24 protein-coding genes and 1 pseudogene are annotated in these 25669 nt (G+C 58.2%); 13 read left to right on the top strand and 12 right to left on the bottom strand.

Annotated features, from left to right (window positions below):
• Nucleotides 1-119: 119 nt before the first annotated feature.
• Complete coding sequence (locus tag P3T42_RS28585; protein WP_429307944.1) at nucleotides 120-1067, top strand: GlxA family transcriptional regulator; 948 nt, start codon at nucleotides 120-122, stop codon at nucleotides 1065-1067.
• A 100-nt stretch (nucleotides 1068-1167) separates the two neighbouring features.
• Here the strand turns inward: P3T42_RS28585 and P3T42_RS28580 are convergent, their stop codons facing one another.
• The 4 genes from P3T42_RS28580 to P3T42_RS28565 all read right to left on the bottom strand — a co-directional run bounded on the left by P3T42_RS28580 (nucleotide 1168) and on the right by P3T42_RS28565 (nucleotide 4343).
• On the bottom strand, nucleotides 1168-1650 hold the full coding sequence (locus P3T42_RS28580; RefSeq protein WP_074295871.1) for a YybH family protein: 483 nt from the start codon (nucleotides 1648-1650) through the stop codon (nucleotides 1168-1170).
• A 128-nt stretch (nucleotides 1651-1778) separates the two neighbouring features.
• Nucleotides 1779-2633, bottom strand: a complete 855-nt coding sequence (locus tag P3T42_RS28575; protein ID WP_429307943.1) for a DJ-1/PfpI family protein — start codon at nucleotides 2631-2633, stop codon at nucleotides 1779-1781.
• A gap of 153 nt (nucleotides 2634-2786) precedes the next feature.
• On the bottom strand, nucleotides 2787-3533 hold the full coding sequence (locus tag P3T42_RS28570; protein ID WP_429307942.1) for an SDR family oxidoreductase: 747 nt from the start codon (nucleotides 3531-3533) through the stop codon (nucleotides 2787-2789).
• Nucleotides 3534-3707: 174 nt separating this feature from the next.
• Nucleotides 3708-4343: a glutathione binding-like protein gene (locus tag P3T42_RS28565; protein WP_429307941.1), complete on the bottom strand. Its 636-nt coding sequence runs from the start codon at nucleotides 4341-4343 to the stop codon at nucleotides 3708-3710.
• A gap of 136 nt (nucleotides 4344-4479) precedes the next feature.
• On the opposite strand from P3T42_RS28565, the gene P3T42_RS28560 reads away from it, so the two are divergent.
• From P3T42_RS28560 to P3T42_RS28540, 5 genes are all read left to right on the top strand, one after another.
• Complete coding sequence (locus P3T42_RS28560; protein WP_074295875.1) at nucleotides 4480-4842, top strand: winged helix-turn-helix transcriptional regulator; 363 nt, start codon at nucleotides 4480-4482, stop codon at nucleotides 4840-4842.
• A gap of 62 nt (nucleotides 4843-4904) precedes the next feature.
• Nucleotides 4905-5399, top strand: coding sequence for an N-acetyltransferase family protein (locus P3T42_RS28555; RefSeq protein WP_429307940.1), 495 nt, complete (start codon nucleotides 4905-4907; stop codon nucleotides 5397-5399).
• Between the two features lie 119 nt (nucleotides 5400-5518).
• Entirely contained in the window at nucleotides 5519-7309 is a 1791-nt protein-coding gene (locus tag P3T42_RS28550; RefSeq protein WP_429307939.1) for an FAD-binding protein, read from the top strand.
• Between the two features lie 144 nt (nucleotides 7310-7453).
• Nucleotides 7454-8290 carry an alpha/beta fold hydrolase gene (locus tag P3T42_RS28545; protein WP_429307981.1) on the top strand — a complete coding sequence of 279 codons (837 nt, stop codon included), beginning with the start codon at nucleotides 7454-7456 and terminating at the stop codon, nucleotides 8288-8290.
• A 103-nt stretch (nucleotides 8291-8393) separates the two neighbouring features.
• Nucleotides 8394-9638, top strand: coding sequence for an MFS transporter (locus tag P3T42_RS28540; protein ID WP_429307938.1), 1245 nt, complete (start codon nucleotides 8394-8396; stop codon nucleotides 9636-9638).
• A gap of 295 nt (nucleotides 9639-9933) precedes the next feature.
• On the opposite strand, the pseudogene P3T42_RS28535 reads toward P3T42_RS28540, so the two are convergent.
• Nucleotides 9934-10902: pseudogene (locus tag P3T42_RS28535) on the bottom strand (D-2-hydroxyacid dehydrogenase family protein); the annotation flags it as partial.
• A 92-nt stretch (nucleotides 10903-10994) separates the two neighbouring features.
• Between P3T42_RS28535 and P3T42_RS28530 the strand changes: the two are divergent.
• The 4 genes from P3T42_RS28530 (at nucleotide 10995) to P3T42_RS28515 (ending at nucleotide 14031) form a co-directional block, all read left to right on the top strand.
• Nucleotides 10995-11891: a LysR family transcriptional regulator gene (locus P3T42_RS28530; protein ID WP_429307937.1), complete on the top strand. Its 897-nt coding sequence runs from the start codon at nucleotides 10995-10997 to the stop codon at nucleotides 11889-11891.
• Between the two features lie 325 nt (nucleotides 11892-12216).
• Entirely contained in the window at nucleotides 12217-13137 is a 921-nt protein-coding gene (locus P3T42_RS28525; protein ID WP_429307936.1) for a proline dehydrogenase family protein, read from the top strand.
• A gap of 57 nt (nucleotides 13138-13194) precedes the next feature.
• Nucleotides 13195-13650, top strand: a complete 456-nt coding sequence (locus P3T42_RS28520) for a GNAT family N-acetyltransferase (RefSeq protein ID WP_429307935.1) — start codon at nucleotides 13195-13197, stop codon at nucleotides 13648-13650.
• 150 nt (nucleotides 13651-13800) lie between these two features.
• Complete coding sequence (locus tag P3T42_RS28515) at nucleotides 13801-14031, top strand: hypothetical protein (RefSeq protein WP_074295881.1); 231 nt, start codon at nucleotides 13801-13803, stop codon at nucleotides 14029-14031.
• A 315-nt stretch (nucleotides 14032-14346) separates the two neighbouring features.
• Here P3T42_RS28515 and P3T42_RS28510 read toward each other — a convergent pair whose 3' ends face one another.
• A complete protein-coding gene (locus tag P3T42_RS28510; RefSeq protein WP_429307934.1) occupies nucleotides 14347-15663 on the bottom strand; it encodes a hypothetical protein in 1317 nt (438 codons plus the stop codon).
• A gap of 570 nt (nucleotides 15664-16233) precedes the next feature.
• On the bottom strand, nucleotides 16234-17136 hold the full coding sequence (gene gcvA, locus P3T42_RS28505; RefSeq protein WP_074295883.1) for a transcriptional regulator GcvA: 903 nt from the start codon (nucleotides 17134-17136) through the stop codon (nucleotides 16234-16236).
• A gap of 144 nt (nucleotides 17137-17280) precedes the next feature.
• On the opposite strand from gcvA, the gene P3T42_RS28500 reads away from it, so the two are divergent.
• A complete protein-coding gene (locus P3T42_RS28500) occupies nucleotides 17281-18585 on the top strand; it encodes an adenylosuccinate synthase (RefSeq protein ID WP_429307933.1) in 1305 nt (434 codons plus the stop codon).
• Between the two features lie 41 nt (nucleotides 18586-18626).
• Here P3T42_RS28500 and cfa read toward each other — a convergent pair whose 3' ends face one another.
• The 3 genes from cfa to P3T42_RS28485 all read right to left on the bottom strand — a co-directional run bounded on the left by cfa (nucleotide 18627) and on the right by P3T42_RS28485 (nucleotide 21716).
• On the bottom strand, nucleotides 18627-19802 hold the full coding sequence (cfa, locus tag P3T42_RS28495; protein WP_429307932.1) for a cyclopropane fatty acyl phospholipid synthase: 1176 nt from the start codon (nucleotides 19800-19802) through the stop codon (nucleotides 18627-18629).
• A 397-nt stretch (nucleotides 19803-20199) separates the two neighbouring features.
• Nucleotides 20200-20982, bottom strand: a complete 783-nt coding sequence (locus tag P3T42_RS28490; protein WP_074295886.1) for a CPBP family intramembrane glutamic endopeptidase — start codon at nucleotides 20980-20982, stop codon at nucleotides 20200-20202.
• Between the two features lie 326 nt (nucleotides 20983-21308).
• Entirely contained in the window at nucleotides 21309-21716 is a 408-nt protein-coding gene (locus P3T42_RS28485) for an NUDIX domain-containing protein (protein ID WP_429307931.1), read from the bottom strand.
• Between the two features lie 728 nt (nucleotides 21717-22444).
• Between P3T42_RS28485 and P3T42_RS28480 the strand changes: the two genes are divergently transcribed.
• A complete protein-coding gene (locus P3T42_RS28480; protein WP_429307930.1) occupies nucleotides 22445-22846 on the top strand; it encodes a hypothetical protein in 402 nt (133 codons plus the stop codon).
• A gap of 95 nt (nucleotides 22847-22941) precedes the next feature.
• Nucleotides 22942-23256 (top strand): hypothetical protein, encoded by a 315-nt coding sequence (locus tag P3T42_RS28475; RefSeq protein WP_429307929.1) that lies wholly within the window; start codon nucleotides 22942-22944, stop codon nucleotides 23254-23256.
• 1016 nt (nucleotides 23257-24272) lie between these two features.
• Here the strand turns inward: P3T42_RS28475 and P3T42_RS28470 are convergent.
• Both P3T42_RS28470 and P3T42_RS28465 read right to left on the bottom strand, forming a co-directional pair.
• A complete protein-coding gene (locus tag P3T42_RS28470; RefSeq protein ID WP_429307928.1) occupies nucleotides 24273-24761 on the bottom strand; it encodes a hypothetical protein in 489 nt (162 codons plus the stop codon).
• Nucleotides 24762-25293: 532 nt separating this feature from the next.
• Complete coding sequence (locus P3T42_RS28465) at nucleotides 25294-25644, bottom strand: VOC family protein (protein WP_429307927.1); 351 nt, start codon at nucleotides 25642-25644, stop codon at nucleotides 25294-25296.
• Nucleotides 25645-25669: the final 25 nt, after the last annotated feature.

Below are 25669 nucleotides of genomic sequence, written 5' to 3'. Positions count from 1 at the left end.
GAAGCGCTTCGGCGGCGGTCTGCCACCGCCCATATCAAACAAGAAAACCCCAGATGGCGTTATTTAAGGGTTTTCTATAAAATAAGCCACTTCGAGGATTTCCAGTCAGCTACTTCGCCATGCGTCGAATTGGATTTTTCGTTTGTCACGGCCACGATGCGCTTGATCTTGCCGGACCACTTTCGGCTTTTAATCAGGTGGCCACAGCCGCTGGCCATACTCCATATGATCTTCATGTCATCTCGCAGCCCGGAGGGCCGGTTCCCGGCAATGCGGGCCTGCCGATCGAGACAAAGCCGATCGGCAGGCGCACGTTTGACACCGTCATATTCGTGGGTGGCGATATCGAACCGATGCAGACACCGGAGAACATCGCCGCTGCCAGGAAATTGGTCTCCAGAGCCTCACGGGTGGCAAGCGTGTGTACAGGGGCGTTTTTGCTTGCGGAAACCGGCTTGCTGGACGGCCTGAGAGCAACGACGCACTGGCGGTACGCTGCGCAATTGCAGTCGCGCTTCCCTCGCACCAGGGTCGAGGGCGATAGTATCTACATAGCGGACGGTCGTATCTGGACGTCGGCTGGCATCGCCGCCGGAATAGACCTGGCGCTCGCCATGATCGAAAGAGATATGGGCGTGGACATTGCGCGCGCTGTCGCCAGGTATCTGGTCGTTCCATATCGCCGGCCTGGAGGTCAATCCCAATTCTCCGCTATGTCGCAAATGGAACCGGAGTCGGATCGTATTCGCATCGCTCTGAATTTTGCCAGAGAACATCTGGCTGAAGCGCTGCCTGTCGAGCGACTCGCCGATGCCGCGAGACTCAGTCTGCGACAATTCGGGCGAGCGTTTCGCCGGGAAACGGGTGAAACGCCGGCTAAGGCGGTCGAGCGCTTACGGGTTGAAGCTGCGCGTCTGCGCCTGCAGGATGGCAGCGAACCGATCGAACAGATTGCTCTGGCTGTGGGATTCACCGATCCGGAGCGGATGCGGAGGGCTTTCGTCAAACTGCACGGACATCCGCCCCAATCGATCCGGCGCGAAAGCCGGCTAAGCAGTGGGCGCTGATCGATCGACGGCCGCTTGGCCCACCGCCTGGCCGGCGTCCGTCTGACCGCTCATTGCCCCATAGGCGCTTTGGTACATGACGATCTATTTCGCCGGACGCTCAACCGCCGTCAGATTTTAAGGGCGCGTAATCATTCCAGATATCGCGATGCAACTTCCAGGCGCCGCCCTGCTTCAGGAAGATGAGGATCTGCTTACCGCGATATTTGAGCTTTCCACCATGATCGCGGATATCGGCATCCGAGACTTCAGTCACGATCCGATCGTTACCGTAGAACTCGTAATTGCTGAAGGATACGGTGTCAGGCTGCGATCCGGAATAACCTTTGGTGAAGTATTGGGCGATCGCGCCAGGTCCGGTAACCCGGTCGCCACCGGGCGGTAAAAGCGCACCATCTTCCGTATAGAGGCGACCTATTGCGTCATAATCACCTCGCGCGAAGGCTTCCGCCCATCGTGCGTTTTCGGCTTTGATTGCCGCTTCGGGCGGACGCTGAACGCCACTTGCAGTTGCAGGTGCCGCAAAAGCGAAAAGAGTAAGGCTGGCTGCAAGGGCAGCAGCACAAAGACGAGTCTGTCGCATTGAATGATTTCCGATCGTGGTTTGAACTGGAGCGTGCCGCACCGAATTCGGCGGGCGAGGCAGACAATGTCGGTACGGCCTTCATCGAGGCCAACGGAGTGGCCTCGCGCACATTGCCTGCAAGCGTTTCAGCGAACGCCTGGCACTCGTGCGAGACCCTTGGATGCGCCCGGCAGTTCCTTGTCGACCATCGCAATGACTTCTGGCCGCGCATCTCTGGGATGACCGGAATGGTACGGCGGGGCAGGATCATATTCGATCACGAGTTGCGCGAATTCGGCGGCCTGTTGACCGCGCAGCTTCCCGGCAACGCGAAGCGCGAAGTCGATGCCCGCCGTAATGCCGCCGCCGCTCATGAACCGGCCGTTGTCGTCTTCTACGAATCGATCCGGAACGGGAATTGCGCCATATTCGGACAACTTATTGATGAAGGCCCAATGGCAGGCGCTTCGCTTACCCTTGAGAACGCCTGTCGCCGCGAGCACGAGCGACCCGTTGCAAACCGACGTCACATATTTGGCGCTGTCAGCCAGACGCCGGATCTGCGCTTGATACTCCGGCTGCATCGGCGCCGTCAAATCAGACCCGCCCGGAACCAGGATCAGGCCGGCCTTGTCGATATCGGCCAGTCGTTCCGTCTTGCCATACTCGACGCCATATTCGAGGGTCACGAAACCACCATTGAGGCTCGCATAGCGAATGTTCGTATTCGGTAGCTGGTGAAAGACCTCACTGGGGCCGGCAAAATCGAGAAGTGTTCCGCCGGGATACACCGCGATAACGATGTCGAGCGGATCGGCCGGGGAAAGCGTCCCCGCACTGGACGCCTGCGCGAGAGCGGGAGTGGCGCGGCCAAGCAGGGCTCCGCCTCCCAGGAGGGTGCCGAGCGTGGCGAGGCCTCCGAGCTTAAGCGCCTCGCGGCGGGAATAGCCCCCGCTGATCGGTCGCTCGCCGGAGCGATTATTTTCGCTATCGTTGGTCAAGATAAGTTCTCCTTGTGATTCGGCCCTCTCTGCACGCGCAGCCAGGTCGGGCCAGACTGAAGAACCACCACGTCGAAAAGCGTGGCGGCCGTGTGATTGGGATGTGGATGAAGCGAGACAATGTCGAGGCTTCCCGAACAGGAAGCCGAAGCCTCAAAGTTGCGAGGCACCGCCGTCGACGACAAGTTCGGTGCCAACGACGTAGGAGGATTCGTCGCTGGCGAGATACAGCGCCGCGTAAGCAATGTCCTCGGCCTGGCCCATGTAGCCCACCGGAATCGCTTGGGCGAACTCGGCCTTCCGGTCGCGAACCCACTCATCGGACATCCCCCACTTGGTGATCAGGGGCGTGTCCATCGCACCGGGCGCGATTGCGTTGAAGCGGATTTTTCGGTCGAGAAACTCGTAGGACCAACTGCGGGCCAGCGATCGTACGGCCGCCTTCGCCGCCGCTGTCAACGAGATGCCATGCTTGCCGGTCTGTGCGACGAACGATGTATTGAGAATGACAGAAGAGCCCTCGCGCAAGTCAGGCAGCACTGCCTGAAGCGTGACCACCACGCCCTTGACGTTGATGTCCATAATCTCGTGATAGAGATCTTCGTCGATGTCGTTGAGTGCGGACGGGAAAGCTCGACCCGCGTTGGCAAACACGACATCCAGACCGCCGAACTGCTCTTTCACCTCAGCGGCGATTCTCTGCATGTCCCCGGTCGAACGTACATCGCCCTTGAGAACCAGCGCGTTCTCCCCGAGCTCGGCCTTCACTCGCTCAAATGCGGCAACATCGCGACCCGTCACCGCTACCCGGGCGCCTTCTGCAATGAAGAGCCTGGCAGTCGCGAGACCGATGCCACTGGTACCGCCCGTGATCAAAGCTGACTTGTTCTTAAGCCTCATCTTCTGTTCCTTTCTCTGCTTCGTGATTGATCAAGCCGAAACTTCAACGCGCAATCATGTTTGCGCGCGTGTCCCGGCTTGATTTCCTGGGCAAATTATGGAACCTGAAGTAAATGGCGCAAAGGTCTTATAACCCTCAAAAAACGTCACCCGATCTCAGGCTAATGGCCGAATTCAATTGCCTCGCAATCCGTCCGCGCCTAGAACGCGCTGGACCGTTGGCCTATCCCCGACACGTTCGTACCACGCTTGCAGGTGACGGTGCGAACTGAAGTCAATGTTCGCGTTGTATACGGACTTCATCCATGCGGCCCTACCCCAGCCCGTTAGTGCGAACAGATAGGCGTCGGCGATCGTGAACGTGTCGCCGAGGAGAAACTGCTTGCCGGCTAGCTGTTGATCAATCCACGCGTACCTGCTTTCAAGTTTTGGCCTGGCGGTATCGACCCACTTGCCCGCCGCCACGGCATAGAGCAGCGGGATAAAGCCTTTATGCACTTCAGAAGTCAGAAAATTGAGCCATTCGAGCAACCTGTAGCGTTCCATCGTGCCGTAAGCGGGTACCAATCCCGATTCAGGACATTGATCGGCAAGATACTGCGCAATGACCGGTCCTTCATGCAGAAGCGTACCGTCGTCCAGTTGCAGGAGCGGTACGTAGCCCAGCTCGGAAAGGTCGTAATAACTGGTCTTGTCCTCCAGCAAATGCTTGCGGGCATCGACCTTGACGATTTCCACATTCAATCCGGTCTCCTGCAAGACGATGCAAATCGCTTGTGAGCAACTACCGGGTGCGTGATATAGCTTCATGCATTTTTCCTTATGATCGAAAACGTATGCCGCCACTTTTATGGCGCAGAAACGAATATCTCCCAGCAAGGATAAAAAGAGAAGAAGGCAGAATTTTGTGATATAGGTACAAAAAATATACCCATGCGGAAAAGCCATGAAAAGAAGTGCGACAGGATGTTCCGTCGAAGAGGCAATGCGCTTGCTGGGTGGTCGCTGGCGTCTGCTGCTGGTGTCGTATCTGCTGGACGGGCCGAAGCGGTTTAACGATCTGCGCAGGGATGTTCCGGGAATATCGCAGCGCATGTTGACGCTTGACTTGCGAGCACTCGAACAGGTTGGTCTGGTCCAACGGACTGTGTTCGCTGAAGTGCCGGTAAGAGTCGAGTACCAGCTCACCGAGGATGGCCAGCGGCTAAGGCCTGTCGTCGAGGTGATGCGTGATTTTGGACTTTGGCTTAAGTCCCGCCCTGAGCTGGAACCTGAAAGCTCAGAGCTCGACGCTGTCGAGGACGCATAGGAATCAAGAACAGAGAAGAACGGCTTGTTCTTCACGGAAACGCTTCAACGGAGAGATGAGCGATGGCCTCGAAAAACATCCGCAGAGCAACGGCAGAGGACGTACCGGTTCTTACACAGATCCGCAACGATGCGCATGCGAAGAAAGTGGTTCATGGCGATTATGCGTGGGGCAAGGAAGGCGACGGATTTTCCGAGCGATGGGTGCGAAACAATATCGCCGAAAAAGAAGTGTATGTCGTTGAACTGGATGGCACGCCGGTCGGAACGTTTTCACTCGATCTCGACGACGAAAAGCACTGGGGACCTCAGGAACCGATCGCCGGTTATGTGCATGGGCTGTGCGTGCGGGAAGGCTTTAGCGGACGTGAACTCGGCCGCTTCATGCTTGACTGGTGCGCTAACAGGGTAAGCGGCTTGAACCGGCGTTTTGTTCGACTCGACTGTGCCGTCCAGAACGCGAAGCTATGCGCCTACTACGAGTCGCTTGGCTTTATCCGCGTAGGGCTTAAGTCCGACGGCTATGTCTGGTCACTCTACGAGAAAGCGGCTGACTAACCTGCTTTGGCCTCTTGCCGCGGCCATTCGTTCGACCGGGCTACCCGGCATCGCTTTAGAATTCAGAAGAATTGTCCCCTAAGCGCTTCACCCCTGACGAGGCGAGGAGAAGAGATGTCATGAACAGACGAAGCCTTCTAAAAGGAGTTGCCGCCCTGCCCGTCCTTGCCACCACCTCGACCTTCGCCGATACGCCTTCCGCCGTGACTAAAGCGGGCCGCGTGCGGCCCAGCGATCCCGCCTGGCCGAAAGCGAATGAATGGGAGTCGCTGAGTCGAGCGGTGGGCGGAAATCTGTTGCAACCCACGACGATCTGGCAGGCCTGCGCGGAAGCGCCCCGCTCGCCCACTTGCCTCGCCCGCCTCAAGGAAGCGCGCAACCCGATTGCTCTCGGCGACGATCCCGGCGGCACCCAGGTTTCCGGCTGGCTCGACGCATGGACGCCCAACGCGAGCGCCTACGCAGTGGCGGCCCGTTCTACCGCAGACGTGGTTGCGGGCGTCAATTTCGTCCGTCAACACAATTTGCGCATGGTCGTGAAAGGCGGCGGTCACAGTTACCTTGGCGGTTCGAACGCGGCGGATTCTCTTCTGATCTGGACCCGTGCGATGAACCGTATCGAGCTGCATGACGCTTTCGTTCCATCAGGCTGCACGACACCCCCGACGCCGGCTGTGACTGTAGAAGCAGGTTGCATGTGGATCGATGTCTACACCGCCGTCACCACCCAGGCGGGACGATACGTCCAGGGCGGCGGCTGCACAAGTGTGGGGGTCGCCGGCCTCGTCCAGGGCGGCGGTTTCGGATCGTTCTCGAAGCGCTACGGACTGGCGGCCGCGAGCCTGCTCCAGGCCGAGATCGTCACCGCCGACGGCGTGGTCCGCACGGTCAACGCATCGCAGGAGCCCGATCTTTTCTGGGCGCTGAAAGGCGGAGGTGGCGGCACGTTTGGCGTGGTGACCAGGATCACCTTGCAGACCCACGACCTGCCCGAGAACTTCGGCTGGGCGCTGTTCGAGGTCAAGGCGTCATCACGCGACGCTTACCGGCGACTGGTCGAACAGCTCGTCGATTACTATGCCGAACACCTTTTCAGCCCCCAATGGGGCGAGAAGCTTGTTTTTCAAAGCGACGGAATTCGCGTGGCGATGGCGTGTCAGGGGCTGAGCAACGAACAGGCTAAATCGGCCTGGGCACCCTTCATCGCCTGGGTGCGCGCCGCGCCGGCGGACTTCACCTTCAGCGAAGCACCTCACATCGGCGCCAGCCCGGCACGTCGCTGGTGGGATATCGAGGCCAACCCGGGACTGGTGCCCGACCCGCGCCCGGAAGCCCCCAGCAACCATGGCTGGTGGCGCGGCGATGGCGATGAGGTCTCGCTATTTCTGCACGGCTACGAGTCGCAATGGCTGCCCGCCACGCTGCTCGCACCTGCCCAACGCGGTCGGCTTGCCGAGGCGCTCATGGAGGCCGCTCAATTTCAGGCCGTGGAGTTGCATCTCAACAAAGGACTCGCAGGCGCACCACCGGAGGTGAACGAACAAGCGCGTCAGTGCGCCATGAATCCGAGCGTCGCCGACGCCTTCGCCCTGATGATTACAGCTGCAGGCGGCCCGCCGCCGTTTGCGGGTCTGCCGATCGCTCCGCCTGACATGGCACAGGCACATCGCAATGCCGAGGGTGTCGCCAAGGCTGCGGCTGTTCTCAAAGCGTTGTCGCCACAAAGCGGCGCCTATATTTCGGAGACCGATTTTTTTCGCGGAGATTGGCGTGAGGCGTTCTGGGGGCCTCATTATGCGCGGCTAAAAGCGATCAAAGACCGCTACGACCCGGCGGGCTTCTTTTTCGTCCATCATGGCGTCGGCAGCGAGGACTGGAGTCCCGACGGCTTCACGCCTGTGCGGTCGTAATCGTTTCCGTGTTACGCAATTGGGCTGCGAAGAATCAGACGCAGTTCGTTTCGCGCGTAGACTAGTGCCGCAGGTGCCCTTTGTCACATTGGCGCCGGATGATGGTGGCGCCTTTCGCTCAACATCTTCGAGGAGGGAATGACCATGCCGTACGTCACGACGAAAGACAGTGTCGATATTTTCTACAAAGACTGGGGCCCGAAGGATGCCCAGCCTATCGTGTTCCACCACGGCTGGCCGTTGTCTGCCGATGACTGGGATGCACAGATGCTCTTCTTCGTTCAGAAGGGTTATCGGGTCATCGCGCACGACCGGCGCGGCCATGGTCGTTCGTCGCAGGTCTCCGACGGGCACGACATGGATCACTACGCCGCGGACGCCTTCGCGGTCGTTGAAGCGCTCGATCTGCGCAATGCCGTGCATATCGGCCATTCAACAGGCGGCGGCGAGGTGGCGCGTTACGTGGCGAAGCATGGGCAACCGGCGGGACGGGTCGCCAAGGCGGTGCTGGTGAGCGCCGTGCCTCCGCTGATGCTCAAGACCGAAGCGAATCCCGAAGGTCTTCCGCTCGAGGTGTTCGATGGCTTCCGCAATGCGCTTGCCGCCAACCGCGCCCAGTTTTTCGTCGACGTGCCGAGCGGTCCTTTCTACGGTTTTAACCGTCCCGGTGCGACCGTCCATCAGGGCGTGATCGATAACTGGTGGCGACAGGGCATGATGGGTAGCGCGCTGGCGCACTACGAAGGCATCAAGGCCTTCTCCGAGACCGACCAGACCGGCGACCTCAAGTCGATTACCGTCCCGACGCTGGTATTACACGGCGAAGACGACCAGATCGTGCCGATCGCCGATGCGGCGTTGAAGTCAATCAAACTGCTTCAGAACGGCACGCTGAAGACCTACCCTAGCTACGCGCACGGCATGTTGACGATCAATGCGGAGATCCTCAACGCGGATCTTCTCGCTTTCGTGCAGGCATAAGCACTACAACATGAGACCGGGCAGACAAAGCCCGGTCAATTTCGCTTTCCAGCCTGCATCCCAACGGCAACCCTGTTCGTCTGTCATCCGGGGGCGTTTCACCATGTCCGACCACAGCGATAGTCAGTCTGTCACGATGTCTGACCGACCCGGTAGTCAATCTGCATTGCGTCAAGTTGCAGCTTCGAGGCTTTTCCTCGGCGCAACGATGGCGATGTTTCTGTCGGGTCTTGGCGCGTCGGCGGCTGCACCACAGATTGTTCTGTTTTTGGTGAAGGAGCTCGGCGCCTCGCTGCCGTTGGCGGGGTTGTACTACTTGACCAGCCTTGCCGCGCCAGTCGCGGGGTATTGCGTCGGCCGCTATTCCGATCGCACAGGGAATCGCCTCGGTCTTTTTCGCATGTGTGCTGTGGCGGGCTTTGTAGGCTGGGCGGGGCTGGCCCTCGCTACTTCGGTCTGGATGCCCTTCATCATCGCCATTGCTTTGCTGGCCGTTTCCGGTGCCAGCGCCTCGCAAATTTTTGCGGCTGTCCACGACGAACTCATCGACAGGCCCGGCGACGCAAATGAAAGTGTCGTCGCCATCATCCGGATGGCGCTGACCGGCGGATGGATCGTCGGGCCGGTCCTGGGTGCGTGGGTGGCGGCTGCGTATGGCCTGCGCCCCATGCTTTGGATGACCGCGATCTGCATGCTTCTGCAGATCGCACCGCTCGGAACGCTGAACTCAACCGTCAAGCTCAAGCCGGCATCGGCGAGCGAGCCCGCGCATCACGCCAGCCTGCGTGCCATGCTTCCACTGCTGACGTTCACAGGACTCTTCGTGCTGGTCTACACAGGCGAGCCGGTAAAGTACGGATTCCTGCTGATCTACATGGAAGAACACCTCAAGCTAAGTCCTGCCGTACGGGGAGCGGTCATCGGGATACAGCCATTCATCGAGCTGCTCATCATGCCCTTCAGCATCGGACTGGGTCGCAAGCTTGGCAACGTATGGCTGATGTGTCTCGCGGCCGCCATGGGGGTCTTTGCCAATCTTTGCTTTGCGCTCTGGCCGTCCGCAGCGGGCATGTTCGCCGGACAGATTCTCATGGGGGGCGTTTGGGGCGTATTTATGGTTTTGGGCATCCTCGTCGCTCAACGCCTGCTTCCCAATGCGGTGGGGACGGCGTCGGCCATCTTCATGAGCTCGACGGCTCTCGCCTCGGCGTTGGGCGGCATCGCGGGCGGTTTCGGGGTTGCATTCCTGGGCCTTCCCAATGTCTTCCTGCTGCCGGCGCTCTGTGCGGGTATCGCCGTTATCGGACTGGCGTGGATGGCGCACACCGAAAGCTTCAAGGTGTCTTGAGCCCGCCCTGCGAGTCCTGCCTCAGCACGCCGCGGCTGGCGCGTAAGTGGGCGGCGCCGGCCTCGCTGACCCTCACTTCGGCGACGCCGCCGGGTGAATGGGTTCGCGTCAGATAGCCGCGCGCGCTGGCCTCCTCCCAGACCGGCAGGCGCGGGCAAGAGGTGCGCCAGGCTTCGATGACCTCGCTGTACGGCTGGGCGCCCGCCCCGATCGACTCCAGCAGGTCGAGGATCAGCGGTTCGATGATGCTGTCCGGATCTGCCTGCTTACTTTCGGCATGACCACATACGGTGCCGGCAAGCACGTCCGGATTGACCACGTGGATTGGGTGCCCGGATGCATAGGACACGATCTGGTCGAATATGTCGGAGAACTGGATCTCGTACTCATCTTCCGTGACATAGCCGATATGCGGCGTGCAAACCACGTTCGGCATCCGTAGCAGCGGGTGGTGCGGATCGCGCAGCGGCTCTTCGTCATAGACGTCCACCGCGGCCATGCCGGGCCGGCCGTCGCGCAGCGCCTGCTCCAGCGCACCCGGGGCAATCAGTCCGGCGCGAATGGTGTTGACCAGCAGAGCGGTGGGTTTCATCCTGCCCAGGTCTTCCGCAGTGACAATGCCGCGGGTGTCCGTGACGAGGCGCATGTGCAGCGAGAGCACGTCGCAAGTCTCGAAGAAGGCACGCCTGTCCGGCGCGACGTCCCAACCGTCTTCGCGGGCCCGCTGCAGCGAGGCCGCCCTGCCCCATACCAGCACGTTCATGCCGAAGGCCGCACCGAAGCGCGCCACTTCGGCGCCGATACGGCCGTACCCGTAGATGCCCAGCGTGCGCCCGCGCAGACTGCGGCCTACGCCGATCTGCCAGCGGCCGGCCTGCAGTGCCCGCATCTGCTGAGGAATCTGGCGTATGGCCGCGATGACCAGACCCCAGGTCAGTTCGGCCGCCGCATGGGAGGGGCTGCCGGCATGCTGGTTCGACGACACGATCACGCCGTGCGCGGTACAAGCGTCGATATCGATATGCGGATACACGCTGCGCTGGCTGATCAGCCGCAATTTCGGCAACCGGGCGATTAGCGGTGCACGGATCTGGGTGCGCTCACGGATCAGTACCAGCACCTCGGTGTCGCGCAGGCGCTCGGCGAGCGCATCCAGCTCTTGCACGTGGTCGTTCCATACGGTGACCGCATGACCGTCCAGCTTGCGGAAGCAAGGCAAGCCGCGCAGCGTATCGAAGTAATCGTCGAGAATAGCGATGTTCATGGTGGAACGGTCTCCTTGCGGTGTTCCCCATCTTGAGCGTCGCATCGCGAGCAGTAAAATGAATTTATTTGAGGAATTGATCCTTTTTTCTTATGAAAATCGATACCCTCGGCGTACAGGCATTTATCGCCATTGCGGATCGGGGCAGCTTTCAGAGCGCCGCCGACACCTTGCACGTGACTCAAACGGCGATCACGCAGCGTTTGCGCAAGCTCGAAGACTTTCTCGGCGTGACGCTGATCGAGCGCACGACACGCTCAATCGCCCTCACGGAAATCGGGCGGGACTTTCTCCCGCAGGCACGGCGGCTGCTCGGCGAACTGGCCGATGCGTTGGTGGAGATCCGCGAGACCGGCATGGCCCGGCGTGGCGACGTGTCGATCGCGTGCGTCCCGACCGTGGGCGTGCAGTACCTGCCGCGCATCATGCAAGCGTACTCCGCGCGTTACCCGCACAACCGGATCAAGATTCTCGATCATGCCTCGTCCGCCGTCGTAGAAGCGGTGCTGCGCCGCGAGGCCGAATTCGGCATCAATATCGGCGGGGAGGATCACCCTGACCTCGTCAGCGTGCCGTTGACCGAGGACCGGTACGTGTTGATATGCCATGAGGATCACCCTCTCGCAAACCGGCGACGCATTGCCTGGAAGCAGCTGCAACCATATCCGCTGATCTTTGCCGGCGAGGTCAGCGGCAACCGCCGGTTGCTCGATCTCGCACTGGAGACGACCTCTGTCGTGCTGCGCTCGTTTTACGAGGTCCAGCGCAGTTCGACGGCCGTGGGCCTGGTTGCACAAGGCGTGGGTGTGGCCGTGGTGCCGCGGCTGGCGATCCAGAAAGGCGCCTATCCCAGCGTACGTACCGTCGAACTCATCAGTCCGGTTGTCTCGCGCACCCTCGTCCTTGTCGCGCGCACGACCGCCCATCTGTCACCGGCCGCACAGGCGCTTTACGACATGATCCGGGAGCAGGCAACGCTGACGCGCTGACTGTCTTCGCTTTTGTAATCACGCGCGATGCAGCAATTTTCAAGGCCATAGCCCGGACCCGAAGTTAGCGACCGTGCTACGATCGCGTGCCTGACTGAAGTAAAGAAAGCAGGCTTGGTCCCTCCGCAGTCAACCGCATAGCCCCACTCGAACAATGCACGCAGCTGCCTGGCCTCCCTCGAAAACGCACTGAAAGCCTCTGTCGATGCAGTACTTGCATCCCACAGGCGTTCGTCCCGGACCTGTGAACAACAGTCCGGCGATGTCGCACGACTCCCCTCATTTCATCCGGAGTCGTGCGACTGCGTTTTCATGAGACCACAACATGCGTATTTTCAATACGATGGCTGCTCGCGCCATCCCACTCGTTCCTCGTTCGCTGATCCGCCGGATTTCCCGCCGCTATATTGCCGGGGAAACGCTGTGCGATGCCCTCGTGCGCATTCGTGCACTCCACACAGCAGGATTCCGAACGACAATCGATGTTCTGGGCGAGACTGCCTGCTCTGCGGGTCAGGCAGAGTCAATGACTCACGATTATCTCGATCTCGTCCAGACACTCGGTGCGGAAAATATGCGCACGGAGCTGTCGATCAAACTGACCGCGCTGGGGCTGCAGCTTGACGGAGACGCATGCATGGCGCGAGTCTCAATGATTCTGCGAGCGGCGGCGGCGCACGGAATCAGCGCATGCATCGACATGGAGGACGTCCGTTGCACCCAGAAAACGCTCGACGCGTTCTTGAGGCTCGAAGCCGAGGGATATCCAGTCGGAATCGCGCTACAGGCGTATTTGATTCGCACGAACGAGGACATCGTTCCACTGCAGGCACGCAAGAGTCCAATGCGCATCTGCAAAGGAATTTATGCAGAGGCAAACGAGCATCTCGTTGACCGCGCGTCGAGCGACCGGTCTGCGATCAATGCGCACTTCGTCCGGCACGTTTCGAGCGCCGTACAGGCAGGATCGTTCGTGGGTATTGCAACCCACGATGCTCTATTGATCGACACGCTCATCGATTGGCTGCAACGCGAGCGGGTTGACCGATCGCGCTTCGAATTCCAGATGCTACTGGGAGTGTGCGAACCGCTGCGCGACCGTCTGCTTGCCCAAGGCTTTAACGTGCGCGTCTATGTGCCATACGGTCAGGACTGGTATGGTTACAGCACTCGGCGAATTAAGGAGAATCCGCGAATCGCGGGGTACATCGTGGCGGCGATGATGCGTAGAGGTCGGGCTGGCTAGCTGTTATAGCCGGTAGGCGCTTCTTCTCCACGCTCCCCTTCACCCACTTCTTCAGCCATGACTATCGCCTTCGAATCCCCCGATCAACCTGACGTGATCGCCCTCATTGCTGAGCTGGACGCTTACCAGGACACCCTGTACCCACCAGAGAGCAGGCACGTCCTTGAGCTGGCGTCGTTGAGGCAACCCAATGTCCTGTTTGCCGTTGCGAGGGATAGCACGGGTAAGGCCATCGGCTGTGGGGCGATAGTCCTCGGTCCTGAATTTGGCGAACTCAAACGCATGTACGTCAGTCCTCGCGGCCGAGGGCAAGGCGTGGCCAGGAAACTCCTGGCTCTGCTCGAGTCTGGGGCCGTAAGCTCTGGCTGCAAGTTGCTCAAGCTCGAAACCGGACCGTACCAACATGAGGCGCTGGCTTTCTATGCGTCGGCCGGTTACGAGCGCCAGGGACCGTTCGGCGATTACACGAACGACCCGCTGAGTGTGTTCATGCAGAAACACATCGCAGCCTAAGTCCGGGTTTCGTGCGGACACACGATAACCGTCGCGCTTTGCTGGGGTGGTTGACATGGGTGGGGTTAGGCGAGGAAAGGACGTTCGACTCTGCCACCCGAATCGTTGACAATGCGCCTTGGGGATTCGTCCATCGCAGGAGTAAACGAAATGCTTGTCTATATTTTTCGTGGACCCGGTCGTGTGTTCGGCGTGACGGCAGACGCCACGGGGGCGAATCTGCCGGCAAGGTTCGCGCCCTGGGTTTCATTCAAGTCAGTGGAACTGAGCCGGGATAAACCGAACCCGGGCGTTGACCCGGGAGAGTGCCTCGACGACATCGCGAAGTACGGGTTCCACATCACCGATGCTCACGTTCGGATTACAGACCAGGTCGTTTGATGCCGTGTTGTGCATACGGACTCTCTGGATAGGGTACGCGGCAGACCGAAAGCGCGCGTCCACTCTGGTCGATATTGGTGGGTTTCAAGGGCCGGGGCGGTTGTTATTGGGCTCAGTTCGGCCAGTTTGCGACACTCGACGGCGTAGTCGCGTGGACACTCGAATGGCTGCATAACCTGACAGCCCGGCCCGTCGGCTTAATCGGAGGGCTTCGCCCCGGCGCGGTTCTCGACCGCGTCCAAGACGGTCGATATCCTGCGTGCAGCGTCCCGAAGCTTGGTGCTTTGGAGCGCCGCGTTAGCATGTGTCAATCACTTACTGTACGTAAGCTTGGCAGGTTATTCGAGTATTGGCGCCCACTTGAATCGGCAGAGAGCATGAAATAGGGGCAGACGCAGGCAGCTGATTTATTGGAAACAGCTGGAAAGAAAATGCTTCATTTTTCCAAGTCTTTCCTGTGATAGCAGCCGTAGACGCCGACGTGGGGAACTCAATGTCTGTGTTCTCCGTTGCGCTAAACTGAAGACCGGTGGACGTTGAAAGTAGATGTCCGGTTGGCACGCGCTTGGCGAAATGAACGGTGTAAAACATTTGGTGCGCCGGACCTTCGTCACACGACGTACATTGCGCACCGCTGGTTCCGATAAGCTTGCACTGCGAGTAAAGGCTTAAGTTGCACACCGGATATGGGTTACAGCCTGCTGGCTGTGCGCTGGTGATCATTTCGTCCGGCGCGGCGGAGACCACCGGCCAAGTGTGGACTACGCACGACTTGACGCCGTCCATTTGGGGCGTCTGATACGTTTCATTTTCAACCCGCTGTGCGCCTGGATCGTCCCGATTTTGGAACGCCTGGACCGTCGCGGTAGCAAGTGTCCGGGGAAAGATCGCGAGAGTAACGGTTGCCTGATGTTGAGTTGTACAGTCCTTCAGACCGAGATAGCATTTTTGAGTAATGGCAGACGTCACGTTCATTGGCAGATACGCTAGAGAATCGTTGTTCTGATATTTTTGCAAAATACTTGCAGGAATCTGAACATCGACCTCATTAGGGAAATTCTGCACCTGCAGGTTTTGGCTTCCAATCGATGCAGTAACATTATATGTTCTATCCCCCTGATTTAATCCAATTCCATTACCTTGCAACTTCAATACAAGATTAGCCCCGGAATTACTAACGTACGACGGAGTTTGTCCAAAAATTATGAAAGGCATACTAGAAAACGGGAGCATTGCCTTTAAATTGACGATCGCAGATTCGCCAGTGAAAATTGTTCCGTTGACTTGCTCGCCGATTTGATTGACTTGCTCGTAGAGTCCACGCAGCGCTTGGGCTCGTGAGTCGTTCACGGCAGAGATCGTTTGGTCAAGGCTTCCCTGAAGCTCTTGCCGAAGCTCGGCACTTATGTTCTGCAGGAGCGAGTAAGTTGCCCCTTCTTCGACGTTCACGCCACTTTGGGCATTGGCCATGGCTTGTTGAATTTTTGCATCAATCTCATCAAGTGCTTTCCCTATCAATAAACTACCAGGGTCGGGAATACTAACCGCCATTACTGGAAGCGACAATCCAATCACGAACGCGCCGATGATTGCAAGAAACAGCGATCGCCACAGCTTCACTTTGACTGTCATTTTTTTCTCCAGTGAGCGTGCCCCGATGACGGACTAGTCTGAGGGGGCAGCGTTGCAGTGTGCTTACAAAACGTGAGTCTTCACCTCGGGAACCGGATATCTACAGAAAACAGCGGGCCTTACAGAACAGATTCCGCATATTACAAATGACCTTTTCTTCTTGGCACGGGTCCGACGAACGCAGTCAATCTAGCCTAGAGCGATAAGCTTTCAATTCTTGATGGCCAATGTTCGGTATCGCACGCATCGACCCCTATTGATCCCGAATCGCTGGCTATTTCATGGTCCGCGGCATCGTAGTTGGCAGACGAACCGTCGCCCGCATTGGTGGCCGCAACGGCTGCAGTACCTCGGAAACGGCCCCATGCCTTGCGCTAGATTGACCGCCCCTTCAGGGTCGACCTGAGCCGCTCGCCGTCGGACAGCGATCGGCCATCGTGAGACGTTCCACACGAGTGTGTGAATCGTCAACAATCAGGAAATGTTGCTCCAAAGAAGTCCGACTCATTCAAAGTGGCTTCATCAATACCCGCTATTAGTTTTGATCGATATTGATGAAGTCAGTGCTATTCACCAAGCATTGCGTGAGAAACGATGCCCCAGTTCGCGCAACCACGTCAGAAAGGTATTGATGGCGGGATCCCCAAGGCGTGCACTGTGGACGTAGCTGCAGTAGCGCCATGCCGGAAGGGCCGGCCCATCGAACGGAAACACGAGACGACCCTCCTCGACGTCTAGCGCTACAAGCGCGGTCGGGCCCATCGCAATACCCAAGCCATCAATGGCGGCCTGCAAGGTCAAATAAAAGTGGTCCAGTTGCTGGGAATTGCGTGCGGCAAGCCGAGGATTGCCGCACGCCGCAAGCCATTCGGCCCAAAGGCCGGGATAGGTCGCCGTGTGCAGCAGGGTGTGATGCGCCAGGTCCGAAACATGGTGTATCGGATGAGACTCCAACACCTTGGGCGAGCACACCGGCAGTCGGACTTCCGACAGAAATTCGTTGACCACGTAGCCTGCCGGCTTCTGCTCGCTGCCACGAATCGCCACATCGCATTCGTCGCGCAGCCTTTCGATCGGTTCATCCGAAGTAGTCAGTCGCACTTCCACCGCCGGATTGGTCAGTTGGAAGCTGGAAAGCTGCGGCAATAACCATCGCAACGCGAAAGTGGTCGGCGCATTGACCCGGATGATCTGCTGTCGCGTGACCCGAAGCTGTTCATTGGTCGCCAACGCGATGCGGTCGAGCGCCGCCGATATCTCCGACAAGTAAGCGCGCCCCGGCGCGGTCAGTACGACCCTTCGGCCGCGGCGTTCAAACAGGTCGTGTCCAAGCCAGGCTTCCAGTTGTCCCACCTGCCGGCTCACGGCCCCGTGCGTGACGCAAAGCTCATCGGCTGCGGCTGAAAAGCTCTCGACCCTGGCGGCAGCTTCAAACACACGCAGCGCGTTCAACGGTGGCAGACGACGTGGCATACGGTGAATCTCTATGTGAGTTTTCCTGACAATTATGATGAGTTTATATCGATTTTCGTGACTGCGGTGGCCCACTATATTGGGCCACTTGTCCGCAGATCTGCTTCTCGATCTGTTTGATTAAGTCACCAGGAAGACTACCGTATGTCGAATGTTGTTGTGGTTGGCGCGCAGTGGGGCGATGAGGGAAAAGGCCGGATTGTGGATTGGCTTGCCGAGAAAGCGGACATCGTTGTCCGCTACAACGGTGGCCACAACGCCGGCCATACGCTTGTCGTGAATGGTCAGATCTACAAACTGGCGCTGCTTCCCAGCGGGATCGTGCGCGGAAAGCTTGGTCTGATCGGCAACGGCGTCGCCCTTGACCCCGAAGCGCTGCTTGCAGAGATTGACCGCATGGCCGCGCTGGGCATCCGCGTAACGCCAGAGGTGCTGCAGATCGCCGAGACGGCCACGCTTGTTCTGCCGATCCATCGCGCGATCGATGCCGAGCAGGAACGCCTGCGCGCCAAGCCGATCGGCACTACGCTACGCGGTATCGGTCCGGCATACGAAGACAAGGTTGGGCGCCGAGGATTGCGCGTCTGCGACCTTGCTGAACCGGAACTGCTCGCTCAAAAGCTCGATGGACTGCTTGAGCACCATAACGCGTGGTTTCGCGGCCTCGGTCTGGAACCTTTCCAGCGAGACCGGATGTTGAGCGACCTGCTTGCCATGGCACCAAGAATCCTGCCGTTCATGGGACGCGTCTGGGAACAGCTCGACAACGCCCATTCATCGGGCAAGCGCACGGTATTCGAAGGCTCGCAAGCCGTGATGCTTGACGTGGATTGGGGTAGCTATCCCTATGTGACGTCATCGACCACCGTCGCCGCTGGCGCTGCCAGTGGCACCGGCATCGCCCCTTCGCGCATTGTGCAGGTACTTGGCGTCAGCAAGGTCTATGCAACGCGTGTTGGCGAAGGCCCTTTCACGTCCGAGGTGGATGGAAAACTCGGTGACGTACTCAGGCAGCGCGGTGGCGAGTATGGAGTCAATACCGGCCGCCCGCGTCGCTGCGGTTGGCTGGACACTGTGCAACTGCGGCAGAGCAGCAAGGTCGCCGGTATCAACCTCCTGGCGCTGACGAAGCTGGATGTGCTCGACGGTTTCGATTCGGTCTACCTGTGCATAGGCTATGAGCTTGATGGGAAGCGCATCGACTACATGCCGTCCACCAACACCGAGCAGCAACGCCTGCAGCCGGTTCTCAAGCGCTTTGATGGTTGGGACGGTTCGACCCGGGGCATCCGGTCTTATGACGACCTGCCCCGCCAGGCCGCAGCGCTGATCGAAGCGATTCAGCAGGAAGTCGGCATTCCGGTGTCAATGGTTACCACTGGCGCTGAACGTGATGACGCGATTGTCGTGCGATCTCCATTCGAGGAAACTGACGGCATAGCAGTCTGATTGACCCATGCCGGCGCCTCCGCAGCGAGCAGCCCGTGGCGCTACCGGACCGAGCGATAGGTTTCCGCGCGGTCAGCGTGGGTCAGCACAAGTTGCCAGAGTTGTCCTTGCCGTGACCGGAAAAATCCCGCGCAGCAAAGCAGATAGTATTTCCACATCAGGTAAAAGCGCTTGTCGTAGCGTGACTGGAGGCGCGGCCATGCCTCGTCGAAGCGGTCCCACCATGCCATCAACGTGCGGTCATAGTCCTGCCCAAAGTTGTGCCAGTCTTCGATGATAAAGCGGCCTTCAACCGCGTCGGAAATCTGTTTTGCAGAGGGAAGCTTTCCATTCGGAAAGATGTATTTGTCGAGCCAGGGGTCAGTTCCCTGGCTGGTCGAGGCTATTCCGATGGAGTGCAGCAGGAACAGACCTTCGGGGGCCAGCAGGCGCTTCGCGGTATCGAAGTAGGTTGCATAGTTCTTCGGCCCTACATGCTCGAACATGCCGACGGAGACGATCTTGTCAAAACGCCCTCTCAGTTCGCGATAATCCTGAAGGATCAATGTGATCGGTAGTCCTTTGCAACGTTCTTTTGCCAGCGCCAGTTGCTCTTTCGAAACAGTGACGCCCGTCACTACGACACCGTATCGCTCAGCGGCGAATCTGGCGAGCCCGCCCCAGCCACAGCCTATGTCGAGTAGCGTTTCTCCAGCGCGGAGCTTCAACTTTCGACAGATCATGTCCAGTTTGTCGAACTGTGCCTGCTCCAGATCTTTCGCGTTTTCCCAGTAGCCGCATGAATAGATCATGCGGCTGTCCAGCATGGCCTCGAATACATCATTGCCCGCATCGTAGTGACGTTCGCCCACCTGGAACGCGCGGTCTTTCGATTGCAGGTTCAAAAAGCGATGACGGAGATGCTCGAAGACAAGTCGAAGCTTCGACATACCCACCGCAGCCGATTCGATATCGGTGCGGAGCAACCTCGTGAACAGTTCGTCGAGTTGTTGGCACTCCCACTGGCCATCCATGTAAGCCTCGCCGAAGCCAAGGGACCAACTGGAAAATACCCGCCTGTAGACTTCCTGATCGACAACCCGAATATCCCAGCTACGGTCGCCGTTGATCTCCACATCGGCCTTCTCGAGCAGCGAGGCCAGAATGTCAGGTGCGTCGCCAGCCTGGTCCAGAAGATCGCATTGGGACTGGCGCAGAGACTGCTGTTCTTGATTCATACCGATTCCAGTTACACGAGTATTGTTTGCCGCGGACCTACCGCCATCTGGCTTTGGGGCAGCACGATAGCTGGGGCTACCGAGGTTGTGAAATTTAAAATACGCATTGAACCGATAGGTTCAGGCTGCGTCGCGGATCGTGCCGTTTGCGGCATCGTCGACGCGGATGATCTGCACGAGCGCAAAGCCGCTCGCGCCCCGAGTGCCGATGCGGAGGTTTCGCAGTACGGACATTTCCCCGATCCTTTCTGTCGTTTTGTTGGAACGGATGTTCACATACTCTCTATGCCGCCGTGAAATGCTTATCGCTGATCGGCGCGATTGACAGGGGTTATCGGAGGGAGTGCATGTGCCTTACGGACGGCCTCAAGCATAAGCGAGCCTTTGAGCTTTTTGGTTAGCTCGTCAGGTCGTACCCGCGAATCAGGCGGTCGGCTTTATTCGGGTCGTCCTGCTGAGGCCGATATGTCCATAGATGCCCCGCATCCATTAGCGCGTGCACAAGGATGGGAAGAATCAGATTGCCGGTGAGGATCGCCAGGATTCCAAGAAGCGCGCCGACCACTGCGGTCTTTGCGATTGCGCGTACACCCTGGTAGAAGTGCGCCAATCCGAACGCCACCGAGCTGAGTAGCCAGGCGGCGGTCAGTCCAAGAGACAGCGAGCCTTCGAATTTTCCTGAGAAAAACTGGAGCAGATAGCCGCGATAAAGCACCTCCTCGCAGATGCCAGCAGTCAGGCTGACAGCCAGCCACCAGCATCTTTCCTCCGTCGTTACCGGAAGAAAAAAGCGGAAGCTACCGGCGACCTTCGCGTATTGCGCCCTGCGATCAGTCGTTGACCCGAGGAACACCATCTGAACGAAGAACGCGAAGATAAGGATTCCTATCAGGATGGACAGTCCCAGACGCACCGGGGTCACGCCGAGCAACCAGAACATGTCATCGACGCGTCGCTCCGTCAGCAGGATATTTCCAGGCAGGATCAGCACGACGGCAACCGCGGATGTGGTCCATGTCCAGAGAACGATCGAACGGTACGCCGATAGTCTGCCCGCAGTACTGGTAAACCGTTGCAGACTTCGTGTCCGGCGTAAGCCGTGGAAGGGCTGCAAGGCGACTAGTGCCACGGCGAAGATTTGTCGTAGGTGCGGAACGACATCAACGATGCTGATAGACATGGAATCTCGCTCCAGGGCATGCCGCCCTCTGCCGAGCCGCATGTTTATAGAAGTGCAGTGACTTTTACATACTCTTCCGGAAATTGTCTATTTTCGCCGTGCGCGGCCTGATATGTGAGCGTTTTTTGTCCGCTTGGGAATATGCGCGGTGATTCAATGGCTGCTTTGGGGCGGTTTGACCATTTCTTCGGGGTTGCGGATTCAACCGGTCACCATCAGGCTGTGTGCGGGCACTTTCGGACGGTCGGGACCGGTACGTAGATAATCGACAATCCGGTGCGCTTTACGCCCGCTCGCTTCTGCCAAGTGCCCTCAGGGAAGCAGTCTTAATCCTGAAACCATTCGACCAGCGCTGAGGAGAATGTTTCCCTAACGGGCGGCGCGAGGCGTGCGTATGCGTCAGGCTTGCTTAGCCACGTGACCAACTCCAGGTCGTCCCCCGGGCGTGCGGCGTTCGAAATCGCGCGGCAGCGAAAGTAGTTGAGAGTCACTGTCGCATCGGTAAGGTGCTGTCGATGTTCGCCTAGGGTCTGCTCTATAGCGACCGTCAGGCCGGTCTCTTCTTGTATCTCGCGCTGAAGAGCCTCTTCAAAAGACTCGCCGTCCTCGACGCGGCCACCGGGCAGTACCCAAAGGCCGCCGAGACCTGCCGGATGATAGCCATCCACTTTCTTGCCGACGAGGATGCAGTCGCCGTGGATGATCAAACCCAAGACGACATTCACGTATTTCATGTCACTCCCACTAAAGTTGATGACGCTCGCGCGAGACCCGCCATTTGATCGTTGGGTGTCAATGTTACTCACATCGGATTATGAATCGGTTGGGAAAAATTGCTGATGTGCTCGGATCGCTTGCCTTCGATCACGTGCCGGGAGGGCCGCGACACAATATGCCAATCGCATTTGACGGCACGCGGCCACAAACGGCCGTTCGACATCGCCGCCCAGATCGTTAACAATTCTGATGACGCCTTTCGAAATCGACTACCAGAATGAATAGAATGGTTTGGGCTCTCCTTGCGGTGGCCTTCGTTTCATGGGGAATATGCATTGCATATCCGATCGACGATATCCATTTCGGTTGGATTGGAACTCTGATCGGATCAGCGGGCGGGTTCATCGCGACGCTATCAAGCTATCGAACAGAAGAGAAGGTACAAGGGCGTTTCGGGGGCGACATATACAAGTCCGAATCACCGATCAAATTCCTCCTCGCTTACGTCTCGGTCGGCTCACTCCTCGTCGCTTTCGCGGTTATAAGTGTCTTCGGCTGTCTTGGGCGACTGGGGCGGTAAAGTCGCATGTCTCCCGGATTTCTGTGGCGACCTTACTCGAAGATTTTTCTTGTAGGTCGACGCGCGTCGCTGATTTTAGAGTCCGCGTCGGTGTCGGGGCGCGGCCAGGAGGTCCGCTAGATGATTTTCAATCGTGTAAGGCAAACACATACCAGGGGACGTTCAATGAGCTGGGACGTCTCAATCATCAAACTTTCGAAACGCTTCGGCTCCGTCGCGGAGATCCCTGGAAGTAAGGGCCCTTTGTACCTGGGCGGTCGCACATCAGTGCATGCAGCCGTATCACGGGTGTTTCCCGGCACTGACTGGACTGATCCGGCGTGGGGGACGTGGGACGGTCCGCACGGCTCTATCGAATTCAATCTGGGCGAAGCTGACGATGTTGACAGCTTCATGCTTCACGTCCGCGCAGGACCAGAGGTTGCTCCCATGATTGTTGCCCTTTGCATCAGCAACGACCGGGAGGGCCTAGACTGTTCCACCGGCCAGTTCCTGGAGAAGAGTTTTGATCCAGCAGCGGGGTTTCGTGGTTGGCGCGACTACGTCAATCAGATCCAAACCAAATAGTCCGACTGAACCGGCCCAAAAGCGGTCACCGGACGCTGTAGGCAAGCGAGCCGACAATCCGCGCGATGCATTTCACATCAAGGACAATATCAATCATGAGCGGAGTCAGCCGTCCCGCAGAGATTCGCGATCATCTTCCACAAGGATATCGGATTGAGCCCGGTGCATGGCTCGTGCTGCCAGACGACAAGCTGACCGACATGCAGGTATGGATACGTGCAGAGGACTGGTACCCAAGTTCACTCGATCGAATTGTGTGGTTCGGAGACGACGGTACCGGAAACTTGCTCGGATGGGATCCAGACGCGCTTCAGGCAATTCTCTGGAACCCAGAAGATGGTGACGCCCCTTGGAAAACCGGGCCCGTGAATGAACTGTGGCAATTCATACAAAATGGCTATAAGGATTGAACTGCTCACCTAGCGCGACGCGTTTAAGCTGATCGAGGACGGGTCGCCAACGGCCGCTTCGGAGAGTCGCGGCCGTCTCCTCCGGGTCGGTTTTCCCCTTTCGCACTTTCGCTGCGAGCGCCGGCTAGTGGAGGTCGGTGTTGGACCGGGTTCGGCCACTTTCGGCCGCTCGACGGTGACTCCCGAATCGTTGATAATTCAGGAACAACCGCTCTCCAATCCTCGCGTTGGGAACTCTCTTCATACATCACAGGAATCGCGCGTGTCATCGCGTTTCGAGCCAACGACGGCTGTCGCGCCATGACCAGCCGATGAGAGCGCATAGTGTGGGCTGAAAGACCCGATTCGATCGGTGCGCGCGGCGTCAAGGCAGCTGTCACATGCGTCATTGCGGCGGGGTGGACCTATGGGGCAGTGACCACCTATTTGACATCACAGGCGTTCGAGAATGACTCGACCGTCGTCGAGGGCCGCGTCCTACGGTTGGAGCCAGGTTCAAACGGTAATCTAAGTCCTCTCGTCGAATATTCTTACGGTGGGCAGAAGTACGAACGATTAATCCGAGACAAGGACGGCCGTTACAATCGGGACGCGTTGTTGGAGCTCAAGCTGCAAGTCCGATTGGTAAAGTCATCACCGACTACCGCAATCGTCACTCGTTGGGAACAACCTCCGATGGTCTGGCCACTGGTGCTGGGAGCCTTCATTTTCTTAAATGTCGCTTTAGGTCTAACCGTGAGCATACGGCGGCAAGGGCAGCTAAGCTCGACGTCAATCAAGTGACGCGCCCTTCGTATGAACGGCCGAAACCGGGAAAGACGATCGACCGCTCCGGGTCGACAAGAAACGTTCACTCTACCCAATAGCAACCGTTCCCGAAACTGTCACGCGCCGAAAACGAAGTCACGGATGCGCACTTGCCGGTCACGCTGCAGTGGCAGTCTCTACAGTCCGCAGCCCGGGAAACAGCCACTACAACGCACAGACTAAAACGATCAACGGCCCGTCAAATCGATTTAATTGGAATGCTTCTTGATGAGATAATAATTCGATCTCCCACCCCGCCTGCCAAAATCAATCAGATAATCGCCAGACTTCGCCTCCAACGGAGGAAACGGAAGAATAAGCGCTCCATCCGTGATGGTTCTCGGCTTATCCAGCAAGTCGAAACTTATGTAATTGAATCCCTCCGGAATCTGCCTGCAAAATACAGCCTCCCATTTATCGCGCCTGTAGCCGCTGCAACCTCTCCCGGTAGCCAGAAAGTTTTGCCCGTTCTTTTGATTGCCGATGAACAGCACCTCATCGCCATGCACCTTGACGGTCAAGGATAGCAGTTTCAAATCGTCCTTCCGACTATCGACTACGTCATAGTCTCCCGACATATCAGCTGAAACTTCGGAAAGATCTTCCTGTTGCTTCACTGCGGACCTGTTGTCTTGAGGTGCAGAAATACACGCTGACAGCAAAACCGATACCACCGGCACAAGCAGAAATTTTTTCATGATTTAATTATGTTCAATAACACACGCGACCTACGGGCCTACAGAAAATAGATAAAGCACAACTCCGTCAACATCTTTTGGTTCAGCGCTTGCCCTCCGGGCTTGCTTGATAGTCGCTTTCGCAAGCAATCAATGGTTGTGATGCAGAATGCCCCAGACCGGATCGCCTGAGGCGAATCTGGATGGCGTGTTGTTTTCCATGCCAATACTTACGGCAATGACAGGTAATTCTTGAGCACGTTGGCGCGAACCGTAGGATTCCCAGGCATCCCGGTGACGCGAGGGAGAAAACCTGGGGCAATTGAACGACCAAAGCGACGCCCAATCTTGCTCTTCATATGCGCCGCGAGACCTGTGCCACCCGCTTATGCCCGCAACCCAACGCCGTCTCTCGTTCGTCAGCCAAACCGCGGTTTTCTAGCCGCTTCCGGGCGATGGGTTCGCGACCCGCTTCGGTCACACGGTGAACGCTCGTGAGATCGCTGAACTCGTCGATGACGTCCCTGGCCGAAGACACCGCCGCCCAGTCAGGTCAATCGCGCAAGCCGATGCAGTTACCCCACGGATCGCGCACCTGGCACATGCGCTTTCCCTCTTCGATCTTCCCCGGCCCCCGATACAGGGTCGCGCCAGCCGCAACGAAGTGCGCGAGTGCGGCATCGAAATCATCCACCGTCCAATACACGACGCTGCCGGCCGCGCCTGACGACACCTTCTCGTCGCTGGGGACGATCTCAATGCCGACACCTTTGAACTCGAGATAAGTGAAGTCGAAATCGCTCACGTGACGCAACTCCGATCCGACGAAAGCGGACTGATACCACTGCAATCCGGCCGGCACGTCAGGGACGTGAATAAGCACTGCGCATATCGGTTGAGTCATGTGCGGAGTCCTGTTTATTTCGGAC

The organism is Paraburkholderia sp. GAS38, from assembly GCF_050434965.1.
Classification (GTDB): Bacteria; Pseudomonadota; Gammaproteobacteria; order Burkholderiales; family Burkholderiaceae; genus Paraburkholderia; species Paraburkholderia phenazinium_A.
Note: the sequence above shows the minus strand (reverse complement) of the source record. Positions and strands in the feature narration are given on the sequence as shown.

What these genes read in the sequence shown, in the direction of transcription:
- P3T42_RS28545 (WP_429307981.1), top strand. Translation starts at nt 7,454, where the DNA reads ATGCCGTACGTCACGACGAAAGACAGTGTCGATATTTTCTACAAAGAC.
- P3T42_RS28585 (WP_429307944.1), top strand. Translation starts at nt 120, where the DNA reads ATGCGTCGAATTGGATTTTTCGTTTGTCACGGCCACGATGCGCTTGAT.
- P3T42_RS28540 (WP_429307938.1), top strand. Translation starts at nt 8,394, where the DNA reads ATGTCCGACCACAGCGATAGTCAGTCTGTCACGATGTCTGACCGACCC.
- P3T42_RS28510 (WP_429307934.1), bottom strand. Translation starts at nt 15,663, where the DNA reads ATGACAGTCAAAGTGAAGCTGTGGCGATCGCTGTTTCTTGCAATCATC.
- P3T42_RS28565 (WP_429307941.1), bottom strand. Translation starts at nt 4,343, where the DNA reads ATGAAGCTATATCACGCACCCGGTAGTTGCTCACAAGCGATTTGCATC.
- P3T42_RS28480 (WP_429307930.1), top strand. Translation starts at nt 22,445, where the DNA reads ATGAGCTGGGACGTCTCAATCATCAAACTTTCGAAACGCTTCGGCTCC.
- P3T42_RS28555 (WP_429307940.1), top strand. Translation starts at nt 4,905, where the DNA reads ATGGCCTCGAAAAACATCCGCAGAGCAACGGCAGAGGACGTACCGGTT.
- P3T42_RS28515 (WP_074295881.1), top strand. Translation starts at nt 13,801, where the DNA reads ATGCTTGTCTATATTTTTCGTGGACCCGGTCGTGTGTTCGGCGTGACG.
- P3T42_RS28520 (WP_429307935.1), top strand. Translation starts at nt 13,195, where the DNA reads ATGACTATCGCCTTCGAATCCCCCGATCAACCTGACGTGATCGCCCTC.
- cfa (WP_429307932.1), bottom strand. Translation starts at nt 19,802, where the DNA reads ATGAATCAAGAACAGCAGTCTCTGCGCCAGTCCCAATGCGATCTTCTG.
- P3T42_RS28525 (WP_429307936.1), top strand. Translation starts at nt 12,217, where the DNA reads ATGCGTATTTTCAATACGATGGCTGCTCGCGCCATCCCACTCGTTCCT.
- P3T42_RS28490 (WP_074295886.1), bottom strand. Translation starts at nt 20,982, where the DNA reads ATGTCTATCAGCATCGTTGATGTCGTTCCGCACCTACGACAAATCTTC.
- P3T42_RS28550 (WP_429307939.1), top strand. Translation starts at nt 5,519, where the DNA reads ATGAACAGACGAAGCCTTCTAAAAGGAGTTGCCGCCCTGCCCGTCCTT.
- P3T42_RS28580 (WP_074295871.1), bottom strand. Translation starts at nt 1,650, where the DNA reads ATGCGACAGACTCGTCTTTGTGCTGCTGCCCTTGCAGCCAGCCTTACT.
- P3T42_RS28475 (WP_429307929.1), top strand. Translation starts at nt 22,942, where the DNA reads ATGAGCGGAGTCAGCCGTCCCGCAGAGATTCGCGATCATCTTCCACAA.
- gcvA (WP_074295883.1), bottom strand. Translation starts at nt 17,136, where the DNA reads ATGCCACGTCGTCTGCCACCGTTGAACGCGCTGCGTGTGTTTGAAGCT.
- P3T42_RS28465 (WP_429307927.1), bottom strand. Translation starts at nt 25,644, where the DNA reads ATGACTCAACCGATATGCGCAGTGCTTATTCACGTCCCTGACGTGCCG.
- P3T42_RS28470 (WP_429307928.1), bottom strand. Translation starts at nt 24,761, where the DNA reads ATGAAAAAATTTCTGCTTGTGCCGGTGGTATCGGTTTTGCTGTCAGCG.
- P3T42_RS28485 (WP_429307931.1), bottom strand. Translation starts at nt 21,716, where the DNA reads ATGAAATACGTGAATGTCGTCTTGGGTTTGATCATCCACGGCGACTGC.
- P3T42_RS28570 (WP_429307942.1), bottom strand. Translation starts at nt 3,533, where the DNA reads ATGAGGCTTAAGAACAAGTCAGCTTTGATCACGGGCGGTACCAGTGGC.
- P3T42_RS28560 (WP_074295875.1), top strand. Translation starts at nt 4,480, where the DNA reads ATGAAAAGAAGTGCGACAGGATGTTCCGTCGAAGAGGCAATGCGCTTG.
- P3T42_RS28500 (WP_429307933.1), top strand. Translation starts at nt 17,281, where the DNA reads ATGTCGAATGTTGTTGTGGTTGGCGCGCAGTGGGGCGATGAGGGAAAA.
- P3T42_RS28530 (WP_429307937.1), top strand. Translation starts at nt 10,995, where the DNA reads ATGAAAATCGATACCCTCGGCGTACAGGCATTTATCGCCATTGCGGAT.